This is a genomic window from Pseudomonas sp. MYb185 (assembly GCF_002979975.1).
Classification (GTDB): Bacteria; Pseudomonadota; Gammaproteobacteria; order Pseudomonadales; family Pseudomonadaceae; genus Halopseudomonas.
The window spans coordinates 23,061-41,460 of sequence record NZ_PCQD01000019.1 but is presented as its reverse complement, the minus strand read 5'-3'; the positions used below and the strand labels follow the sequence as shown (position 1 = coordinate 41,460).

Here is an 18,400-nt window from a genome sequence, read left to right as displayed (position 1 = left end):
CTCTCCCCTCGCGGGAGAGGGCTGGGGAGAGGGGGAGCTCCACCCAACAATTCAGCTCCCCGCCGCCCCCTCCACCACCTGCTGCCGAAAACTGGTAGGACTCATATTGGTCCAACGCCGAAATGCCCGCGTAAAGCTGCTCGGATCCAGAAAGCCCAGCTCATAAGCAATGCTGGTCAACGACAGCTGACCCTCGCCGATCATGCGTATTGCCGTCTCCCTGCGTACCTCATCGACCAACTGCTCATAAGACGTTCCCTCCTGGCTCAGCTTGCGCCGCAGATGCCGGGGGCTGATGTTCATTGGGCAGGCGATGCGCTCCACGGAGATATCACCGGAGCCCAGCAGCAACTGCACCCGCCGTTTGACCTGCTCGACCAGGTCATGTGACGGCAAGCTGGCCAACATGTCCTGCAGTGTCTCGGTCAGTCGGGTGCATATAAAGGTATCGGCCGTCAGCAGTGGTCTATCCAGCAGCGCCAGGGGCATGGCGATGGAGTAGGGGGCACCGCCGATGATTTCATCGCATTCCAGCAGGCGGCGGCACAATTCCAGGTCACCGGCCGGCCGCTGCAGCGTCGCGCGCTTGAACAGACCCTTGCTGGAGGTATCCAGTTGCCCCAGCAACTGCCCGAGAAAACCCAGCAACGCTTCAACCTGTTGCATATGCGGCTGGCCCGCCGGGGTGAGCTGCAACAGTGCCTCATCCGGCTCGCGGCGCAGCTCCAGTCTGACCTGGGTACTGATGATCGGGAAGAAGCGGATCAACTGATCGATGGCCGCCCCCACCGTAGCGCAGGCGCTGGCCGACAGATTGAGCAGGCTGAAAACCGCTGGCGAAAAAATACGATTGAGCCGCAGCCCGAACAGATCGTCGCCCGCCAGGCGGCTGGCTTCATTCCAGATCAGGTTGCAGTTGGCTTGTTCGATGAACGGGTTGCTGGAAAGGTGGCTGTTGGTCAGGTTGTACGCAAGGCTGGACTGTGCCAATTCGACACCATAGTGCGCTAATGCTCGATCGATGACAGCGATCCAGTGGCCATGCTCGCGAATTCTGGTTTTCGGCTGCTCTCTCAGGCTTTCCAGCATACTGCTCCCTCAAAAGCGTGGAGGTATGACAGTTCAATCTTCTGTCTCACCGGCCTAGGCTATAATGGCGTGACTTGTCAGTCAAATGCTTGAAATCAAGTTTCGCAAGGCGAAATTATAAGGTGCACGGGCTGTGGCGCCAGAAGGGTGGCCACCCGTTCGGGTGATATGGAAGGGTGACTGGCTGCTCGCATCAGATTTCCTTATCCAGCGGTAGGCTATCCCGCGCCGACCTTCAATCCAGAGCATTTGTTGTATCAAACAAATGTTTGATTTGCAAACCTTGAGGGGGGGCTTTTGCAGGGAGGTCAAGCTGACTTCAAATGACTGATGGGTCGGATTCGTTTGGTGAATGGCCGTCCAGGACAAATGATTTGGCCATTTGGGGCAGGTTGTTTTGATGGCGCTCATGACAGACTCGGCAATGTCCTGAACGTGTCTCTTGATACACAGGTTCATGTCACCCAAACGGAGCAGCACAATGACAAAAAAAATGCATGCTTGGTCGCTCGCGGCCTTGCCCCTGGCTATCGGATTGGCCAGTTTCTCAGGTTCTGCAAACGCAGTTAATTTCAATATCGGGGAAATCGAAGCGCAACTGGACTCGCAGCTGTCGATCGGTGCGAGCATGTCGACCGCAGGGCGGGACAAGCGTTTGTACTATCTGCGCACTGAAGGTGGTGAAGCTGCCGCGCGTACCTCTGATGATGGGCGCCTGAACTACAAGAAAGGCGACGTGTTTTCCAAGATTTTCAAGGGTTCCCACGATCTGGAAATGCGCTACGGTAATTCCGGCGCGTTCATTCGTGGCAACTACTGGTACGACTTTGAAACCAAAGACGGCAGCCAGCGCTTCTATGATATCGACGACTCCGGTCGTCACCCGCTGCAGAAGGGCTCCGGTATCCAGCTGCTGGACGCTTTCGTCTACCACAACTATTCCATCGGCGATAACCCCGGCAACGTCCGCCTGGGCCGCCAGGTCGTCAGCTGGGGTGAAGGTGTCTTCATCCAGAACGGCATCAACTCCATCAACCCGATCGATGCTTCTGCCTTCCGCCGTCCTGGCGCCGAGGTAAAGGAAGGTCTGCTGCCGGTTGAGATGCTGTATATCTCCCAGGGCCTGACTGAAAACCTGAGCATGGAAGCTTTCTACCAGCTCAAGTGGCACGGGACTGTGGCGGATAACTGCGGTACTTTCTTCTCCACGGATACTGTAGGCCGCAACTGCGTTGATCGCCTGGTTTGGTCGGGGGAAGACTTCCCGCAAGGTGGAGACTTTGACAATACAGGGCTCGGTACCGTGCCCTATATCGTGCGTGCGCGGAAAGACAGGGAAGCAAGTGATAGCGGTCAGTTCGGTGTGGCCTTCCGCTGGTTTGCACCTGCGTTGAATAATACCGAATTTGGTTTCTACGCGATGAACTACCATAGTCGCAACCCCCTGTACTCCAACGTGAAAGGTGGGGTTGCCCCTGGTGACCTGGTTGAGGGCATAGATGGAGCACTCGGCTCAGCTGGCTACTTCTTCGAGCATCCTGAAGATATCCGTCTGTATGGCATCAGTTTCGGTACCGATATCGGTGGTATGTCTGTTGCCGGTGAACTCAGCTTCCGCCCCAATATGCCGATCCAGATCAATACTGGTGACATGAGCCGTACAGCTTTGCCGGATCACGCCGCCGTTAAACCGGATGGCAACTACGACAATACCTACCGTGAAGGTGTCTACGCTCCGGGCACAGAAATTCGAGGCTACGATCGCAAGAATTTCTGGCAGGCTTCCATGAGCGCCGTGCATTTCATCGACCGCGTGATGGGTGCCAGCCGGCTGTCCTTGATAGGTGAAGTGGGTGCCAACTATATCGGTGGTATCGGTTCGGGTAATGGCAGCACCAAGTACGGTCGTGACTCCCTGTTCGGTCAGAGCCCTGATGCCAACGGTGTCTGCTCGTCCGATACGGCAGCTAACCCACACGGCAGCACCTGGTGTGAAAACAACGGCTTCTTCACCGACTTCTCCTGGGGCTACCGCCTGCGTGCGTCCCTGGATTACAGCAACGTGATCGCCGGTATCAACCTGAGCCCGAACATCGCCTGGTCGCATGACGTTGAGGGTTACAGCCCCAACTTCAACGAAAACGCCAAATCGGTCAGCCTCGGTCTGAACGCCGACTACGCCAACAAGTACAACGCCAGCATCAGCTACACCAACTTCTTTGATGGCAAGTACAACACCCTGGTTGATCGCGACTTCGCCGCCGTCAGCTTCGGCGTAAGCTTCTAAGCAGGTTTTGGAGAGAATAATATGCGTATGCAAAAAACAGTACTGGGTGCATGTGGTCTTGCTCTGAGCATGCTCGCCACCAGCGTAATGGCCCAAAGCCTGACCCAGGCAGAAATTGATTCACTGGGTACCACCCTGACGCCAGTTGGCGCTGAAAAGGCCGGTAACGCGGCTGGCACCATTCCCGAGTGGACTGGCGGCCTGCCGGTTGACGCAGGCAAGAAGCTGGAACGCAACTTCTGGGAAAACCCCTATGAAGGCGAGCAGGCGGAGTTTGTCATCACCGCGCAGAACTACCAGGAGCATAAGGACAACCTGACCCCTGGCCAGGTAGCCATGTTCGAGCGCTATCCGGACAGTTTCCGCATGCCGGTATACAAGACTCACCGCAGCGTCAGCCTGCCCCAGTCGACCTACGACCAGATCAAGCGGAATGCCGGTCAGGCCAAGCTGGTCAATGGTGGTGACGGTATCGACAACTTCACTCATGGCAGCTTTGCCTTCCCGATTCCCAAGGTCGGTGGCGAAGTGGTCTGGAACCACCTGACCCGCTATCGCAAGAACATCCAGCGCTCCTACGTGCAGGCGATGCCGCAGACCAATGGCTCCTACACCCTGATCAAGTTCCAGGAAGATGTAGCCTATCCGCAGTTCATGCCCGACGTGGATCTGGACAAGGCCGCCAACGTCCTGGTGTACTTCAAGCAGCGCGTTAACGCCCCTGCGCGCCTGGCCGGTAACGTTCTGCTGGTTCACGACACCCTGGATCAGCTGAAAGAACCGCGCATGGCGTGGGTATACAACGCTGGTCAGCGTCGTGTGCGTCGTGCTCCGCAGGTAGCCTATGACGGCCCGGGTACCGCCTCCGACGGTATGCGTACTACCGACAACTTCTCCATGTTCAGTGGCGCGCCAGACCGCTACAACTGGAAGCTGGTTGGCAAGAAGGAAGTCTACGTACCGTACAACAGCTACAAGCTGTCCGATCCGAAGCTGAAGTACAGCGATATCCTGAAAGCCGGTCACATCAACCCGGACCACACCCGTTTCGAGCTGCACCGCGTGTGGGAAGTGGAAGGTACCGTGAAGGATGGTCAGCGCCATATCTACGCCAAGCGTAACTTCTTCTTCGACGAAGACTCCTGGATGCTGAACCTGGCTGACCACTACGATGGTCGCGGCACCCTGTGGCGCGTAGCGGAAGGGCACATCGCCCACGGCTACAACGAACAGCTGCCGGGCTATGCCACCGAGACCCTGTACGACCTGCTGGCAGGCCGCTACATCGCTCTGGGCATGTACAACGAAGAGTCTTCCGCACCGACGTTCGGTATGTCGCCTTCGTACAACGAATTCACCCCGGCAGCCCTGCGCTCCTCGGGTGTTCGTTAACAGCTGATCACCTTGGGTGATTGAAGAAGGGAGCCTGCGGGCTCCCTTTTTTTGTCTCTGCACTTTCATCAGCGAGACCGATAGTCATCCTCAATGGTCCGCTTAAAATGAATCTAGCGTCACAGTTCCCTGTCAACTGATAGACTCAGATCATCTCCCTAGGCAAAGCAGCGATCATGGAAAAGACTCCCTCCCTGGCAACCGAATTGCGCGCGGCCTGGATCAGCCAGGCACAACGCAGCCCTTACATCTCCGCCGGACTGATCGGGTCGGTGCTGATCATCCTGTTGTTGATCCTGATCAGTGGCTTCAGCGCCCTGACCGGTGAAAACGCCATCAACGTGCGCTATGCGCTGCTGGGTGGGACCGCAGGGTTTGCCGCCACGTCCCTGGGTGCATTCATGGCACTGGTGCTGACGGACGTCTCCACGCGCCGCCAGGACAGCATGCTCGGCTTTGCGGCGGGCATGATGCTCGCTGCCGCTGCCTTCTCGCTGATCCTGCCTGGCATCGAGGCCGGTCAGGAGATTCTCGGCAACAACATGGCAGCGGCGGCGACCGTGGTTGTCGGCCTGGGGCTCGGCGTGGTGCTCATGCTTGGGCTGGACCACTTTACGCCGCACGAGCACGAAGTCATCGGTCATCAGGGGCCCAGCTTCGAGCGCATCAGTCGCGTCTGGCTGTTCGTGCTGGCGATCACCCTGCACAACATCCCGGAAGGCATGGCAATCGGCGTGGGCTTTGCTACAGGGGACATGAGCGTCGGGATACCCTTGGCCACCGCGATCTCCATCCAGGATATCCCGGAAGGGTTGGCAGTCGCCCTGGCGCTCCGAACCACGGGTCTGTCAGCCTGGGGCTCGGCGCTGGTAGCGGCAGCCACGGGGCTGATGGAGCCACTGGGTGCACTGGTTGGCATCGGCATGTCCAGCGCCTTCGCTATTGCCTACCCCGTGAGCATGGGTCTGGCTGCCGGCGCCATGATCTTCGTGGTCTCCCACGAAGTCATCCCCGAAACCCACCGCAACGGCCACCAGACCCCGGCTACTATCGGTTTGATGGTGGGGTTTGCGGTGATGATGTTTCTGGATACGGCGTTTGGGTGAGAGCTACTTTTTATCTTTCTTGAAAAGAAAATTTTTATGTTCTATAAATAGATCACTGAATGGCTCTGTGCTCTATTAATGGATCATGATGGCTTTATGGCAAAACCTGTTGCACGCACATATTCTCGCTATAGCCGGGATGCTGCCCGACTGCTCGGGTTAATGATACGTAGCGGACGCATTGAGCGTGAGCTGACGATAGCTGAATTGGCAGAGCGTGCAGGTGTATCACGCGGCTTGGTTCATCGCGCTGAACAGGGCGATATGGGGTGTGCAATAGGTACGGTTTTTGAGCTTGCAGCTCTCGTCGGTGTATCACTTTTTGAAGCGGATCAGTCCGTGACAGCCTTGCACATTGCAAACGCAGAAAAAACCCTTTCTCTGTTGCCTCGCAGTGTTCATCCTACCCGAAAGGACGTAAAGGATGACTTCTAGAAAGGTAGTCGGCGAGAACAGACACCTACAATAGCCGGCTGGCAACGTCGGCTGATGGTCTCAGCGCTGACCCTGTTTGGCCTTGATGAAATGATGGCGCGATATGCGAGCTATGAAGAGCTCACGGATATCATTCGTCAACGCTTTGATGAACCAAAAGCGACATTGCGGGAGCTGTATGGCCGTTTGGTCTTCAACATCCTCTGTGGCAATACGGATGATCATGCCCGGAATCATGCTGCATTCTGGGACGGCAAAAGACTGCAACTGACACCAGCCTACGATATCTGTCCGCAGAATCGGACGGGTAATGAGGCAACACAGGCGATGCTGATCACTGGTGAGAACCGAATGAGCAATCTCGCTGTTTGTCTGGATGCGGCCCCCAAATTTTTGCTGAGCAAACCTGAAGCTATCGAAATTATTCAGCATCACATCGAAACCGTTCGTGCGGGCTGGGATAGCGTTTGCGATGAGGTGGGATTGAACGAAGTGGACCGCAAGCTGTTCTGGGGGCGGATGTTCCTCAATCCCTTCATTTTCGAGGGCGCGCCGGCGACCATATCGCGGTTGGCATAGGCTTAGCCAACTGCAATGCACACCAGGCGCCAGCGACTATTGGTTTGATGGTGGGGGCTGCGGTGATGATATTTTTGGATATGGCGTTTGGGTGAGGGCGAACTGCTTCCCCCTCTCCCCAGCCCTCTCCCACGAGGGGAGAGGGGGAAGGCCGTGCGGACTGAGGTTATTCTTTATGAGCCCAATAAATAGGAAAATCAGCCGCAAGCACTAACAAGCTCCCTCTCCCCTCGTGGGAGAGGGCTGGGGAGAGGGGGAAAGCCCCCAATCACCCCTCAACCCACCGGCTTACTCATCAACAACTGCCGAGCCTGCTCCCAATTGAACTCCTCGCCCCGAGCTTCCGCCTCGGCCTGGTGTTCATCCAGCAGCTGATACTGGGCAATCTCCTCGTCAGGCATGTAGTGCAGGCAGTCACCGCCGAAATACCACAGCAGATCGCGTGGGATCATATGGGCTACCTGAGGGTAGCGGCTGATGACCTGGCAGAGGATTTCCTGGCCGGCATACAGCGCCTCCTGGTCGCCCGCTTCCAGCTGGGCTATCAGTTCCTCGAAGCGCTCCAGAAACAGAATGCTGCTTTCCTCAGGCACCTGCGCCATCAACACAGCCTGCGCCCGCAGGGTATCGTACAGGCTGTTCAGCAAAGCCAGATGGTAGCGGTGGTAGGGCAGGTTGGTATTCATGATGGACTCCTGGGCCGGGGTAGTGAGGGCGGCAGTCTAGCAGAGCTGGCGAGAACGGTGGAGTTTGCTCCATGGCCTTGAGCTGGGATTACCACTCATCCAGTGGGAAATTCCGATCAGGCATGCTTGATGAGTAGGTTATGTGCCTGCCGCCTCGCCAGCGATTGCATGTTAAATTTCCTGAGAGTACAGTAGAACGTACTTCTACTTGTACGGTGTATCGCCATGTCAAAGTTTAGAGTTGATGAAGATATTCGCCCTTTGTCGGATTTTCGGGCAGGAATTGCATCATTTGTGAGGCAGATAAACGAGACCCAGCGTCCTATGATACTGACGCAACGTGGCCGTGGAGTGGCGGTGCTGGTCGGTGTGCATGAGTATCAACGCATGCAGGAGCGCTTGGAACTGCTCGAAGATATCCATCGTTCGGAGGCGCAGATTGATGCCGGCGAAGGTGTTCCTCATGCTGAGGCAAAGGATATGATTTTGAGGAATTTGCGTCAGTGAACCTGGAATGGTCTCCGCTTGCACTTGAACGCGTCAGTGAAATCGCCAGCTATATCGCTTTGGATAAGCCTTCAGCGGCAGAGGCGTGGGTGGACGGATTATTCGAATCGGTGGAGCGCTTAAAGTCGCATCCGATGAGTGGGCGTAAGGTTCCTGAGGTTGGTATTGAGCGAATTAGAGAAGTCGTCTACGGTGCCTACCGAGTAATTTACGGCGTTGATGAGCGCACCCGAAAAATTTCTGTGCTTACGGTTCGCCGAGGCAGTGAAATGCTTAGGACGGAAGAGCTCGAAGTGTAAAGTGCAGGTTGGTATTCATGGTGGACTCCTGGGCCGGGGTAGTAAGGGCGGCAGTCTAGCAGAGCCGGCGAGAACGTTGGAGTTTGCATCCCGCCATGTCCGTCGTCCCTTACCTGCGCACCGGCCGACACTGCCAAGCCAGAATCACCAACAGGCCAGCCGCGACACCCACACTATTGGCGTAGATATCGTGAATATCCGCCGAGCGGGTAGGGTGGAAGGACTGCACGAACTCCACCGCCAGGCCCACAGCAAACATCAGCACCCCGCGCAGCCACCACCGCCAGCGCGGAAAGGCCATGTAGCTCAGCAAGGTACAGACGAACAACCCGCCAGCATGATAGAGCGAGTCCACCATGCTGAACTTGAACGGCGTGGGCGGGGGGCCGGGGCGCATACCGAGGTACATGCCCAGAAACAGAACCGAGAAGAACAGGATCCTGTAGAACGGCCGATAGCGAGCCCAGTGACGGAAGAGGGCTAACTGCATCACTCTACCATGCGCCCGAACCCATCATTGAACCACTCGATATCCCGCGCCCCGGTCATGTTATACAGGCTGTACTGCCTGCTCAGCCGCGCGCCACCATCCCGGGTGGTCGGGTTCCAGGCGATGGTGCCGCTGGAAGTGGATGACTTGGCGAAGAAGGCATCGAACGGGAAGGTGAAATAGATACCCTTGTCGAAGCTACCTTCACCGAACTCCTCCGACGAGACATTGGTCTTGGTCGCCCAGGCACCCACGATCACGCCACTGGAGAAACGACGCGACAGATCCAGCGTTGCACCGTAGTCACCGGCCAGGTACCGACCAGCGCTACCCTTGGCCAGGATGTCCCAGAACCTGGTCTGGGAATAACCGGTGATATGCCCGGTCCAGGTCGAATAGTCACGGAAGTCGAAGTCCTGACGGAAACCGCGCTGTTTCACCCAGTTGGCATCCACGCCAATGGCCCAGCCGGCATCGAACGGACGATAGAGAACCTCGCCACCCACGCCGCCGAACATGCTTTCCAGCAGACCACCATAGGCCATGGCATACACATCGCGATCCAGACGCTTGGTGTAGGTGTACTGCAGGTTCTCCAGCACCACGTCGGAGGTCACCAGGTACTCACGGATATAGGTCCGCACCCTGGGCATGTTGCTCGAGCCGCGGTGCTCGAATTTGTCGAAGTTGTTGATCAGGTTCGCACCCAGCGTACCGCGCACCCAGTTGTTGCGGTTGAAGCGGTACTCGGCATTGGCCCGCGCCAGGAACTGATAGAGGATGAACCCGTCCGGCCCACCCATATTCTGCTTGTAGCCCAGTGACAGGCCCCAGTCGAACGGATCCAGCTCGGGGGTATGCACCACGTCCTTACTGACCACGCTGGGCGTCGCATTGACGATACCGCGGCGCAGGCCTTGGACGTCGGTGCTGTTGTCCTCGTAATCACGCAGGCTTTGCGGCTTGATGCTGGTTTCGCTGACCGCCATGCCCCGTGGTTTGTTGACCAGGGTGTACCAGTCGTAGCTGCCTTCGCCCAGGCTGTTGTCCAGAATGCGGGAAGCGCGGGTCACACCCTCGGCCTCGTCACGGAAGGTCCGCTGCTCACCGGTGATGATGACTTCCCGATCCTTGATGGCGATTTCTTCCACCTCGAAACCGGCATTGTCCTTCAGGCGGCTGCTGACATCAGCCCAATCCACGCTCTGGCCGGCAACCCCGGCCGGCAGCTGGGCCCGTGGTTCAGGCGCTGGATCAAGAAACTTCTGCGGCCCGCGTCCGGTCATGAGGTTGGTCTGGAAGGAGATACCGATCATGGCGGTGTTGCCGCGTTCCCAGCCAGCGCTGATATCGATACCGTCTCTGACCTTGAACACCGCGCCCAGGTTGATCCGCGAATCCGCCGCGTCAAAGCTCGGATCACCCGGCTCGGAGCGGTAATCGTTCCCGTCGAATTCCACCTTAAGGCGCAACCGGTCCCAGGGGGTCTGATACTCCACGCCACCGAAGAAGGCGGCAGGGCCACTGAAATAGGTGCTGGTGTTGAAGTTACCACCGCGGTCACCTTCAGCCCGGCCGGCACGCTCCTTATCACGCAGGCCGCCAAAGGGGTTGCTGATATCACCCCGGTTACCGTGATAACCCCAGGCCATACCCAGACTCAAGTCCAGGTCCCAGAAGCGCTTGTTGGCGACCAGGTATTCGCTGGAGAACAGACCGGTACCGGCCATGTCGATAAAACCCACAGCCAGCTGCGGCATCCAGTAGGACTCCTGCCACAGGCGGAACTTGGCATCCATGGCCTTATCCTTCAGGCTCTGGTCGCCGCTGAAGGATTCGTATCGGCTATAACGACGGTTGTTCAGCGTGGTATAGCGCAGTGTACCTTCCAGCCACGGCAATGGCGTGACGGAAATACTGTAGCGGCTATAGGGTGAAACCCGGTTGGCATTGAAGCTGAAATTGCCTTCATCGGCAAAGCGCGCCGTGGGGGTCTGCAACAGGCCTACGCCACCAAAATCACTTTGGGTAGTGCGGTAGCGGTCGGCGTAGGCATTGTGCGGCAGAATGGCCAGGGCGAGCAGAGCTGGGGCAAAGAGCGCCGCCTGCCGGCAAACGAACTTACTCGGCATAGCGGCCTCCCAGCTGATACTGGGTCGCCAGGAAGTTGGCAATATCATCATTCAGGTCGGCGGTATCCGGTGAAATGTCGCGAGGGTTCAACGGCACATACAGAATGCCGCCAACCGCGATGTGGCCCTGCTGCTGGTTCCAATGGGCCATGCCGATCCGTTCTGCAGCGCCATCCGGCTGGATGATATACAGATAGTTGCGATCAGCAGCCGGGTGGGTAGGGCACTCGCGCAGATAGTCCTTGATGCTCAAGCCGGCATCGAAGCTCAACTCGCAGTCACTGGCTACGGCACCCATGACTTTCACCGAGTTTGGGCGGGTCGGGTATAGCAGCTTATCGCCGGCCTCAAGCAGATTGTTCTTGCTCTTGACCAGCAACTGGAAGGGATTGAGCTCAGCCTTGACCCGTCCGGTAACCGGCAGCGGTTCGACAAAGGCTTCCAGCCGTTCGATCAACTCTCGCAACTGTGGGTCGTTTTCCGCCTGGGCATACATCTTGTTGATGCGCAGATCGAACAACACCCCGGCTTTGAGCCGTTGCTGAGGTTCGATGGCGCTCTGGCGCAGCAGGGCAGCGCCGAGCGGCCAGGCATCAGCACGCACCTGGCCGGCTACAGCAGCATCACGCAGGCGAGCACCCTCGTGCCATTGATATTCACCGGGCTTGAGTACAGCGCCGCTGATGGAGATCGACTGGGCATGGGCCGCAGACATCCCCAAACCGGCCAGCACCGTGCCAGCCACGACAAGGCAACGAAATAAGCGGTTCATGGCTGGCCTCCTGCGGTTTTGGCCAGCGTCAGATGCAAGGGCGGCAAATCGGGAGCGATATATTGGGTACTGCGCCGTACCAGCCCAGTGTCTGGTTCAACCCAGTATTGGTTGGTAGCCTTGAAGCCCAGCTCAGGCATGCGTATCACTTCGTCAATACGCAGCAACTGGTGGCTTTCACCCATGAACTCGACCTTCTCCAACCGGCCACGCTTGTAGCGGGCATGCTGGCGCAATCCGGTGCGGTGCAAGGCGGGGTAATCCACAAGGCGCGTCACTTCAAGACCATCGGCTACCGTATGCAGCCCGGCTGCAAATGGATCTGCAGTCACCAGCGGCGCGATGATATCGGCGGGCATACCGGCGGTCTGGGTGACACGGCCGTGGTGGGTGAGCAGCATCTCCGTCACCCCGTGCCACTCCACCAGGCCGCTGTAACCGCCGTTGCTGATCAGCATCGCCTCGGCCACGCCCAACTGAGCCAGCAACACGGGGGCACTCACTGCCCTGACACGCTCCACGGTAATCGGCGACTCAGGTCCGGTAATGGCCAATCTCATGGTTTGCAATGCATCGCCGGTCAGCGAATTGCAGCCGGCGAGGCCAGCCATGGCCATGCCCAGTACTACCGCAGGCAGTATGGTCTTCACTGGGCGCCCCTTAGTTATTGCTTCTTATTTCATCATCAGTTCTGGCACCGGTATAGAGAATGGTGGCAGTGGGCAGCAACTGGCTGATTACACGGTTCCAGCGGGTGATACCGGCGGCGCCAACGAACACCACATCCTGCGGCTGCATCTCGAACCGGTTGGCAAGAATGAATGCCGACGGCGATTGGGCGTTAAGTTGGAATACGGTGGCCTTCTCGGTTTCCAGGTTGTCGATGCCGCGGATGACGTAGATTTCCTTGCCGCTGGAGCTCAATGGCGACGGGCCGCCAACGGTACCCAGCACTTCGCTCAAGGTCATTTTGCTGGTGCGATAGGGGATGGCGCCAGGCCGGGTAATCTCGCCCATCACCAGGATTTTGCGGGCGTCGTTCACCCCCATATGCACCTTGTCGCCTGGCTTGAGATAAACCTCGCCAATGCGACTGGTGTTGCTGGTTAGACGGTCGTAGTCCAATTGATAGGTTTGACCATCGCGGATCAAGGTCAGATTGGACAAGTCAGCGCGCTGAGGGTCGATATCTGCCTGGCCAATGGCCTGTAGCAGCGTCAGACGCTGAGCATTGACCGGCATGATCCCCGCGTTTTGAAAGGCACCACTGAAATAGATCTTCTGGCTGTTGTACTCAAGAACGTTAACATCAACCTGCGGTTGTTCGATATAACGCGCCAAGCGCGTAGCGATGATCTCGCGCAGCTCTTCCAGGGTCTTGCCGGCCACATGCACATTGCCGATAAAGGGATAGAACAGGGTGCCGTCATCGCGCACTACCCGGGCGTTGGCACTGGTAGGCTGCTGCTGACCACCAGGGATGGTCAGTTCGGGATGATCCCATACGGTAATGAACAGCGCATCGTTTGCGCCGATCCGGTAATTTTCAGGTATGTAGTCGAGCAGTTCCTGGGGGATTGTGAGTCCGTTCCTGACGGCCTGATCCTGAGCAATCAGCTTGGGAGTGATCTGGACCATTTCCACCATGCTGTTCTCGGCGGAGTCCTGGCTGATCAGGCGATCAGTATCCATATGCATGCCTGGGGAGAACATGCAGGCCTGGAGGAGAAGCGTGGAGGCGCCCAGAGCGACAAGCGGAAATCGGATCATGATGGTGATTCTTCCGTGGGGTAGGTAAAAAAAAGCCACCTAAAACAAGGTTTCAGGTGGCTCGTTCAGCCGCTACAAACTGGTCAGTTGGTAGTGGTAGAAGTGCTGGTGCTGGTGGAAGTACCGCTGCCGCCGCCACTGTCGGAAGCTGCTGCTGCTGCCAGGCCCACTGCGGCTACGCCCAGTGCAACGCCGCCGTAGCTGCCCAGAGTACCTTCAGCGCCAGTCGGAGTGGTCGCAGCGGTGCCTGCTGCTGCTTCGTTCTGTACTTCTTCCTGCGCGAAAGTCATACCGGAGGCGAGCAGAAGACCACTGGCCACCAGAGCGATTGTTTGTTTTTTCATGTCTCGACTCCTTAAGATTACGTTTACCGGATTATACCGACTTGATTACCCATGGGAACCCTTACGAGTATAATGGTTCCGTATTGCAAATCTATTTATTTGGCATCCGATTTATATTCGTACTGATAATAACCGTAATTGCCATAGCCGTAGGCGGAAGCTTTCTTCTGCACCGCGTTGAAGATCGCGCCCTTGATCTCAATGCCATTATGGCGGAAGCGCTGTACGGTCAGCTCCACTTCCTTGACCGGGTTCAGGCCGAAGCGGGTGACGATCAGGTTGGTCCCTGCCAGGCGGCCAACCAGAGCAGCATCGGTGACTGCAAGAATCGGTGGCGTATCGATGATGACCAGATCATACATACCGCTCAGCTGATTGAGCAGGGTCTGGAAATTAGCGTGCATCAGCAATTCTGAAGGGTTCGGCGGGATCTGCCCGCGGCTGATAAAGTGCAACCCTTCGACCTCGCTCTTGCACACCACGTCAGCGAGGGTATGAGTATTTGCCAGCAGGGCAGACAGGCCCGGCTCCGGCTCGCGCCCAACCAGCTTGTGCAAATAGCCCTTGCGCATATCGCCGTCGATCAGCATGACCTTCTGTCCGGACTGGGCAATGATGGCCGCGAGGTTGACCGAAACAAAGGACTTGCCCACCCCGGGGCTGGGACCGGAGATCATCAGCACGTTGTTCTTGGCTTCCATCATGGCGAAGTGCAGGCTGGTGCGCAGGCTGCGCAGAGCCTCGATGGACAGGTCCGCAGGGTTAGTGGCAGCCAGCAGGTTCGAGCCTTGAATATGATTGGCCTTGCCCTTGAAGCTGCGCTCCATGACTTCCTGATCCTTACTGAAGGGAACAGAGGCATAGACGGGTAGGCCCAGTTGCTCGATCAGCTCGGGATTCTCGATGCCGCGGTTGAGTGCGTGACGGAGCAGAGCGATGGCTATGCCAAGCATGCCGCCGAGCAAGGTAGCAATTATCACGATAAGCGCTTTCTTGGGTTTGACCGGTGCACTGGTATCTACTGCTGCATCATCGATAATGCGTACATTGCCGACAGTGCCTGCACGCATTACATCCAGCTCCTGAGATTTGTTCAGCATCTGGGTGTATATTTCCGTGCTGACCTGAACGTCGCGGGTAAGGCGCAGTAGCTCCTGCTGCGTTTCCGGCAGATTGCCGACAGCCTTCAACATCTGATTGCGGCGGCTTTCCAATTGTCCCATCTGGCTCATCAGAGCTTGGTAACTGGGATGGTCCCGAGTGAAACGGCGTTGCAGCTCTTCACGTTTGAGGGTCAGTTCAGAAATAGCTGCTTCAATTTCAACCACCTGGTTGAGGATGGACTGGGTTTCAATGCTGATATCCACCGACCCGGCGCTGGCTTGGTAAGCATTGAGGGCGCTCTCGGCTTTTTCCAGATCCCGGCGTACCTGGGGAAGCTGTTCGGTCAGAAACTCCAGGCTCTGCTGTGCTTCGGCAGACTTGCGCTCGACATTCTGGCGTACGTAAAGACGGCTCACTTCATTCAGGACGTCCATCGCATAATCGGGTTTGGTATGCTCCAAGGCAATGGACAGAATGCCAGAGTCCTTGCCGCGCTCGCTGGCACCGATGGAGCGCTGGAAGTCGAGAATGGTACCCAATCTGCCGCGTTTAACCACCTTGAAGTCCGTTCCTGGGCGAGCGACCAGCGTTGCGACCTGCATCTTGAAGTCGTCAATGGCAGTTGGCTCTCCGACTGTGCCGGTTAATAATTCATCGCCATCCTTGCTGTATAGGGTGTAGCTGCCACTTTCACCCGCGATCAAGGTGAGGGGCTCACCAAGATAGGCTGCAGGTACTTCGAGTTGGAATATGTCCAATTGCTCGCCGCCCCAGGCATAGCTACCAAAACCGAGCGGTGAAGGTGCCACGGGCTTATCCGCCTCAGGCTGGAAGCGTCGGTGCAGGAAAGGACCTATCACCGGAAACAGTTTTGGTTCGGCCACAATGGTGAGCTTGAGGTTGTCCACTGCCTGACCAATCACTTGGCGAGACTTGAGCAGCTCTATTTCAGTAACTGCAGGTGATGCAGTAGAGAATAGCTCGCTGTCACCCAATAAGCTGCCGACGCCGGAAGACTTCTCCTCAATCTGGATCATGGCATTTGCCTGATAGACAGGAGTGCTCAGAATGGCATAGGCAATGCCAATGACAGCAAAAAAAGCCGTACAAGTGAGGATGATGGCTTTGTTATCCAGCAGCGCGCCCAGTAGCGCCAGAAGGTCGATTTCATCACTGGTTTTCGGTGGCGCGGCGGTGGGCGTGTTCTGCATCAGGTGCTCTCTATAACGGAAATGACATCACTTGAGGTAAGGCAGCCAGGCGTCGGCTGACTCATCAAGAAGCTTGAGTACGTGTTCAAAAGCGGGGCGCTGCTGACGGTAGGGGTCAGGCACTTCCCGGTTATCGGACCACTTGCCGAACAGAAAAGTTTTACCGCGTGCTTCGGGTGCCATGGCATGGATGGACTGCAGGTGCTTCTGTTCCATGGCGAGGATCAGATCCGCTTCACGCAGCATCTCGACGGTCAACTGCCGAGCCTGATGTTCGGAAAGGGAGTGCCCAAGGGTGGTCAGGACCTCAGCCGCTGTGGCATCAAGGGGCTTGCCAACCAGGGCGCCCAGGCCTGCCGAGCTGACTTGAATACTCCTGCCGGCCAGCTTGGCCTTGAGCAGCGCTTCACCGGTTGGGCTGCGGCAGATATTGCCCACACAAACAACCAAAATAGATTTAAACATGCAGTTCTATCGCGTCCATGGTATGCGGGCTATCTGGTAAAGGGCGCAACTTTAGATATAACGCCCTGTAACGTCAAGGAAGGCGCCGAATTATATATGTCACCGTGATATTTCAATGACATGGCGCAAATCTTCATATCCGTTCATTGAAAAACCTGTCCCGAAGTGTGCCACAAGTCACGGCAGCAGTTTGCATTTCATAGCATGCTCATCCAATTCTAAGGCAAAAGGGCTTCGCCATGACCTACCCGAAAGTCGAGCATCACGGCGCCACCCATGGCGTCACCGGCTCCTGCCATCAACTGCACCTCACGCCTGATGCGAGTATCCTGATCGACTGCGGCCTGTTCCAGGGGGCTGAAGCATCAGGGCGCGGCGCCAAGGCCAATGAACTCAACATCGAATTTTCCTTGGCTGGCGTCCAGGCTCTGGTTCTTACCCATGTGCATGTCGATCACGTGGGCAGGCTTCCGTGGCTGATTGCCGCAGGCTTTCAAGGACCGGTCTATTGCACAGAGCCTTCAGCCATGCTGCTGCCCACCGTGCTGGAAGACGCCTTCATGGTCGGTATCCAGCGTGACGCCCAACTCGCCGAGCGCTTTATCAAGCGGGTCCAGCCCATGCTGTATGGCAAACCCTACCGTGAATGGATAACCATCGTTGAGCGTACAGACCTTGTCTGTCGCATTCGGTTCCAGCGGGCTGGTCATATTCTTGGTTCTGCTTGGGTAGAATGCGATGTACGGTACCCCCAGGAAAAACGCAGCCGCCGAATCATCTTCTCGGGTGATCTGGGCGCGCCGCATGCGCCGCTGTTGCCACCGCCGGATATTCCCTATCGTGCAGATGTGGTGGTATTGGAAAGCACCTACGGTGACCGCTTGCACGAAGACCGCCGTACCCGTCGCCAGCGCTTTCAAACAGCTCTTGAACAAGCGCTGGCGGATGGGGGCACGGTATTGATCCCGGCCTTCAGTATTGGGCGGACCCAGGAGCTGCTGTATGAGCTCGAAGAGATCATCACCAGCCAGCAAGGTGACTGGAGCGAGATGCCGGTCATCCTGGATGCCCCTTTGGCGACGCGTTTCACTGCTCTCTATCGGCAACTCAAACCTTATTGGGCAAAGGAAGCGTTGGCCAAAATAGCCAAGGGCCGCAAGCCGTTGGGTTTTGAGCAATTATTGACGGTCACTTCTCATGGTCAGCACCAGGCCATGGTCAATCGCCTGGCCCATACCCGGCAACCCGCCATCGTCATTACCGGCAATGGTATGTGCAGTGCGGGCAGGATAATCAACTACCTCAAGGCGATGATCGAAGAGCCAAGGCATAACATCATCTTCACCGGTTATCAGGCGCAAGGCACGCCAGGCAGGGCTATTCAGCAGTTCGGTCCTCAGGGTGGCTATGTGGAGCTGGAAGGGGAGCGGTTTGATATCCGGGCAGGTATCACCACCCTAGGTGGCTATTCAGCGCATGCCGATCAGGCGGGGCTGGTACGTTTTATCACCCGTATGCGCCACTGGCCGGAGGAGATTCGCTTGGTGCACGGGGAACAGGATGCCAAGCGAGGTTTGGCCCAGGCGCTACTGGCTGAAGCCCGGCGAAATAAACGCACGTTTGAAATTGTTATTCCTTAATGCTCTGGTGTTATAGCAAAAAGACTATTGTAAATACCCAAAAACAGGGAGGTGATCAGGTAGCTGTCTCGGTTATGATAACTGTTCTTATC

19 protein-coding genes are annotated in these 18,400 nt (G+C 57.0%); 8 read left to right on the top strand and 11 right to left on the bottom strand.

Annotation, left to right across the window (positions count from 1 at the left end):
• Nucleotides 1-51 precede the first annotated feature (51 nt).
• Both CQ007_RS18075 and CQ007_RS19265 read right to left on the bottom strand, forming a co-directional pair.
• Nucleotides 52-1,089, bottom strand: a complete 1,038-nt coding sequence (locus CQ007_RS18075) for an AraC family transcriptional regulator (protein WP_105647237.1) — start codon at nt 1,087-1,089, stop codon at nt 52-54.
• 81 nt (nt 1,090-1,170) lie between these two features.
• The gene (locus CQ007_RS19265) at nt 1,171-1,719 is read right to left on the bottom strand and encodes a hypothetical protein (RefSeq protein WP_256582333.1); all 549 of its coding nucleotides are present in this window, start codon (nt 1,717-1,719) and stop codon (nt 1,171-1,173) included.
• Here CQ007_RS19265 and CQ007_RS18070 point away from each other — a divergent pair.
• The 5 genes from CQ007_RS18070 to CQ007_RS18050 all read left to right on the top strand — a co-directional run bounded on the left by CQ007_RS18070 (nt 1,607) and on the right by CQ007_RS18050 (nt 6,888).
• On the top strand, nt 1,607-3,376 hold the full coding sequence (locus CQ007_RS18070) for a DUF1302 domain-containing protein (RefSeq protein WP_371919843.1): 1,770 nt from the start codon (nt 1,607-1,609) through the stop codon (nt 3,374-3,376). The genes CQ007_RS19265 and CQ007_RS18070 overlap by 113 nt on opposite strands.
• Before the next feature lie 27 nt (nt 3,377-3,403).
• On the top strand, nt 3,404-4,768 hold the full coding sequence (locus CQ007_RS18065; RefSeq protein WP_105647239.1) for a DUF1329 domain-containing protein: 1,365 nt from the start codon (nt 3,404-3,406) through the stop codon (nt 4,766-4,768).
• 176 nt (nt 4,769-4,944) lie between these two features.
• Nucleotides 4,945-5,874, top strand: a complete 930-nt coding sequence (locus CQ007_RS18060; protein WP_105647235.1) for a ZIP family metal transporter — start codon at nt 4,945-4,947, stop codon at nt 5,872-5,874.
• 78 nt (nt 5,875-5,952) lie between these two features.
• Nucleotides 5,953-6,309, top strand: coding sequence for a helix-turn-helix transcriptional regulator (locus tag CQ007_RS18055; protein WP_218278916.1), 357 nt, complete (start codon nt 5,953-5,955; stop codon nt 6,307-6,309).
• A 54-nt stretch (nt 6,310-6,363) separates the two neighbouring features.
• Nucleotides 6,364-6,888 (top strand): type II toxin-antitoxin system HipA family toxin, encoded by a 525-nt coding sequence (locus CQ007_RS18050; protein ID WP_218278915.1) that lies wholly within the window; start codon nt 6,364-6,366, stop codon nt 6,886-6,888.
• A gap of 275 nt (nt 6,889-7,163) precedes the next feature.
• Here CQ007_RS18050 and CQ007_RS18045 read toward each other — a convergent pair whose 3' ends face one another.
• On the bottom strand, nt 7,164-7,574 hold the full coding sequence (locus CQ007_RS18045; protein ID WP_105647233.1) for a PA2817 family protein: 411 nt from the start codon (nt 7,572-7,574) through the stop codon (nt 7,164-7,166).
• A 225-nt stretch (nt 7,575-7,799) separates the two neighbouring features.
• Between CQ007_RS18045 and CQ007_RS18040 the strand changes: the two genes are divergently transcribed.
• Together CQ007_RS18040 and CQ007_RS18035 are read left to right on the top strand one after the other, a co-directional pair.
• Entirely contained in the window at nt 7,800-8,081 is a 282-nt protein-coding gene (locus CQ007_RS18040; RefSeq protein ID WP_105647232.1) for a type II toxin-antitoxin system Phd/YefM family antitoxin, read from the top strand.
• The gene (locus tag CQ007_RS18035) at nt 8,078-8,380 is read left to right on the top strand and encodes a type II toxin-antitoxin system RelE/ParE family toxin (RefSeq protein ID WP_105647231.1); all 303 of its coding nucleotides are present in this window, start codon (nt 8,078-8,080) and stop codon (nt 8,378-8,380) included. The genes CQ007_RS18040 and CQ007_RS18035 overlap by 4 nt, the downstream gene beginning before the upstream one ends.
• A gap of 109 nt (nt 8,381-8,489) precedes the next feature.
• Here CQ007_RS18035 and CQ007_RS18030 read toward each other — a convergent pair whose 3' ends face one another.
• The 8 genes from CQ007_RS18030 to CQ007_RS17995 all read right to left on the bottom strand — a co-directional run bounded on the left by CQ007_RS18030 (nt 8,490) and on the right by CQ007_RS17995 (nt 16,668).
• Complete coding sequence (locus CQ007_RS18030) at nt 8,490-8,870, bottom strand: VanZ family protein (RefSeq protein ID WP_105647230.1); 381 nt, start codon at nt 8,868-8,870, stop codon at nt 8,490-8,492.
• Nucleotides 8,870-11,002 carry a YjbH domain-containing protein gene (locus CQ007_RS18025; RefSeq protein WP_105647229.1) on the bottom strand — a complete coding sequence of 711 codons (2,133 nt, stop codon included), beginning with the start codon at nt 11,000-11,002 and terminating at the stop codon, nt 8,870-8,872. Before CQ007_RS18025 ends, CQ007_RS18030 begins: the two co-directional genes overlap by 1 nt.
• The gene (locus tag CQ007_RS18020; RefSeq protein ID WP_105647228.1) at nt 10,992-11,774 is read right to left on the bottom strand and encodes a capsule biosynthesis GfcC family protein; all 783 of its coding nucleotides are present in this window, start codon (nt 11,772-11,774) and stop codon (nt 10,992-10,994) included. The genes CQ007_RS18025 and CQ007_RS18020 overlap by 11 nt, the downstream gene beginning before the upstream one ends.
• Nucleotides 11,771-12,424: a YjbF family lipoprotein gene (locus tag CQ007_RS18015; protein ID WP_105647227.1), complete on the bottom strand. Its 654-nt coding sequence runs from the start codon at nt 12,422-12,424 to the stop codon at nt 11,771-11,773. The genes CQ007_RS18020 and CQ007_RS18015 overlap by 4 nt, the downstream gene beginning before the upstream one ends.
• A 10-nt stretch (nt 12,425-12,434) precedes the next feature.
• Nucleotides 12,435-13,466 (bottom strand): polysaccharide biosynthesis/export family protein, encoded by a 1,032-nt coding sequence (locus tag CQ007_RS18010; RefSeq protein WP_371919842.1) that lies wholly within the window; start codon nt 13,464-13,466, stop codon nt 12,435-12,437.
• Nucleotides 13,467-13,627: 161 nt separating this feature from the next.
• The gene (locus tag CQ007_RS18005) at nt 13,628-13,888 is read right to left on the bottom strand and encodes a hypothetical protein (protein WP_105647225.1); all 261 of its coding nucleotides are present in this window, start codon (nt 13,886-13,888) and stop codon (nt 13,628-13,630) included.
• Between the two features lie 95 nt (nt 13,889-13,983).
• On the bottom strand, nt 13,984-16,203 hold the full coding sequence (locus CQ007_RS18000; RefSeq protein WP_105647224.1) for a polysaccharide biosynthesis tyrosine autokinase: 2,220 nt from the start codon (nt 16,201-16,203) through the stop codon (nt 13,984-13,986).
• Between the two features lie 27 nt (nt 16,204-16,230).
• The gene (locus CQ007_RS17995; protein ID WP_105647223.1) at nt 16,231-16,668 is read right to left on the bottom strand and encodes a low molecular weight protein-tyrosine-phosphatase; all 438 of its coding nucleotides are present in this window, start codon (nt 16,666-16,668) and stop codon (nt 16,231-16,233) included.
• A gap of 239 nt (nt 16,669-16,907) precedes the next feature.
• Here CQ007_RS17995 and CQ007_RS17990 point away from each other — a divergent pair, with 239 nt between their 5' ends.
• Nucleotides 16,908-18,308 carry an MBL fold metallo-hydrolase RNA specificity domain-containing protein gene (locus CQ007_RS17990; protein ID WP_105647222.1) on the top strand — a complete coding sequence of 467 codons (1,401 nt, stop codon included), beginning with the start codon at nt 16,908-16,910 and terminating at the stop codon, nt 18,306-18,308.
• Nucleotides 18,309-18,400 lie beyond the last annotated feature (92 nt).

What these genes read in the sequence shown, in the direction of transcription:
- CQ007_RS18075 (WP_105647237.1), bottom strand. Translation starts at nt 1,089, where the DNA reads ATGCTGGAAAGCCTGAGAGAGCAGCCGAAAACCAGAATTCGCGAGCAT.
- CQ007_RS19265 (WP_256582333.1), bottom strand. Translation starts at nt 1,719, where the DNA reads ATGCTCGCACCGATCGACAGCTGCGAGTCCAGTTGCGCTTCGATTTCC.
- CQ007_RS18065 (WP_105647239.1), top strand. Translation starts at nt 3,404, where the DNA reads ATGCAAAAAACAGTACTGGGTGCATGTGGTCTTGCTCTGAGCATGCTC.
- CQ007_RS18060 (WP_105647235.1), top strand. Translation starts at nt 4,945, where the DNA reads ATGGAAAAGACTCCCTCCCTGGCAACCGAATTGCGCGCGGCCTGGATC.
- CQ007_RS18055 (WP_218278916.1), top strand. Translation starts at nt 5,953, where the DNA reads ATGGATCATGATGGCTTTATGGCAAAACCTGTTGCACGCACATATTCT.
- CQ007_RS18050 (WP_218278915.1), top strand. Translation starts at nt 6,364, where the DNA reads ATGGTCTCAGCGCTGACCCTGTTTGGCCTTGATGAAATGATGGCGCGA.
- CQ007_RS18045 (WP_105647233.1), bottom strand. Translation starts at nt 7,574, where the DNA reads ATGAATACCAACCTGCCCTACCACCGCTACCATCTGGCTTTGCTGAAC.
- CQ007_RS18040 (WP_105647232.1), top strand. Translation starts at nt 7,800, where the DNA reads ATGTCAAAGTTTAGAGTTGATGAAGATATTCGCCCTTTGTCGGATTTT.
- CQ007_RS18030 (WP_105647230.1), bottom strand. Translation starts at nt 8,870, where the DNA reads ATGCAGTTAGCCCTCTTCCGTCACTGGGCTCGCTATCGGCCGTTCTAC.
- CQ007_RS18025 (WP_105647229.1), bottom strand. Translation starts at nt 11,002, where the DNA reads ATGCCGAGTAAGTTCGTTTGCCGGCAGGCGGCGCTCTTTGCCCCAGCT.
- CQ007_RS18020 (WP_105647228.1), bottom strand. Translation starts at nt 11,774, where the DNA reads ATGAACCGCTTATTTCGTTGCCTTGTCGTGGCTGGCACGGTGCTGGCC.
- CQ007_RS18010 (WP_371919842.1), bottom strand. Translation starts at nt 13,466, where the DNA reads ATGGATACTGATCGCCTGATCAGCCAGGACTCCGCCGAGAACAGCATG.
- CQ007_RS18005 (WP_105647225.1), bottom strand. Translation starts at nt 13,888, where the DNA reads ATGAAAAAACAAACAATCGCTCTGGTGGCCAGTGGTCTTCTGCTCGCC.
- CQ007_RS18000 (WP_105647224.1), bottom strand. Translation starts at nt 16,203, where the DNA reads ATGCAGAACACGCCCACCGCCGCGCCACCGAAAACCAGTGATGAAATC.
- CQ007_RS17995 (WP_105647223.1), bottom strand. Translation starts at nt 16,668, where the DNA reads ATGTTTAAATCTATTTTGGTTGTTTGTGTGGGCAATATCTGCCGCAGC.
- CQ007_RS17990 (WP_105647222.1), top strand. Translation starts at nt 16,908, where the DNA reads ATGACCTACCCGAAAGTCGAGCATCACGGCGCCACCCATGGCGTCACC.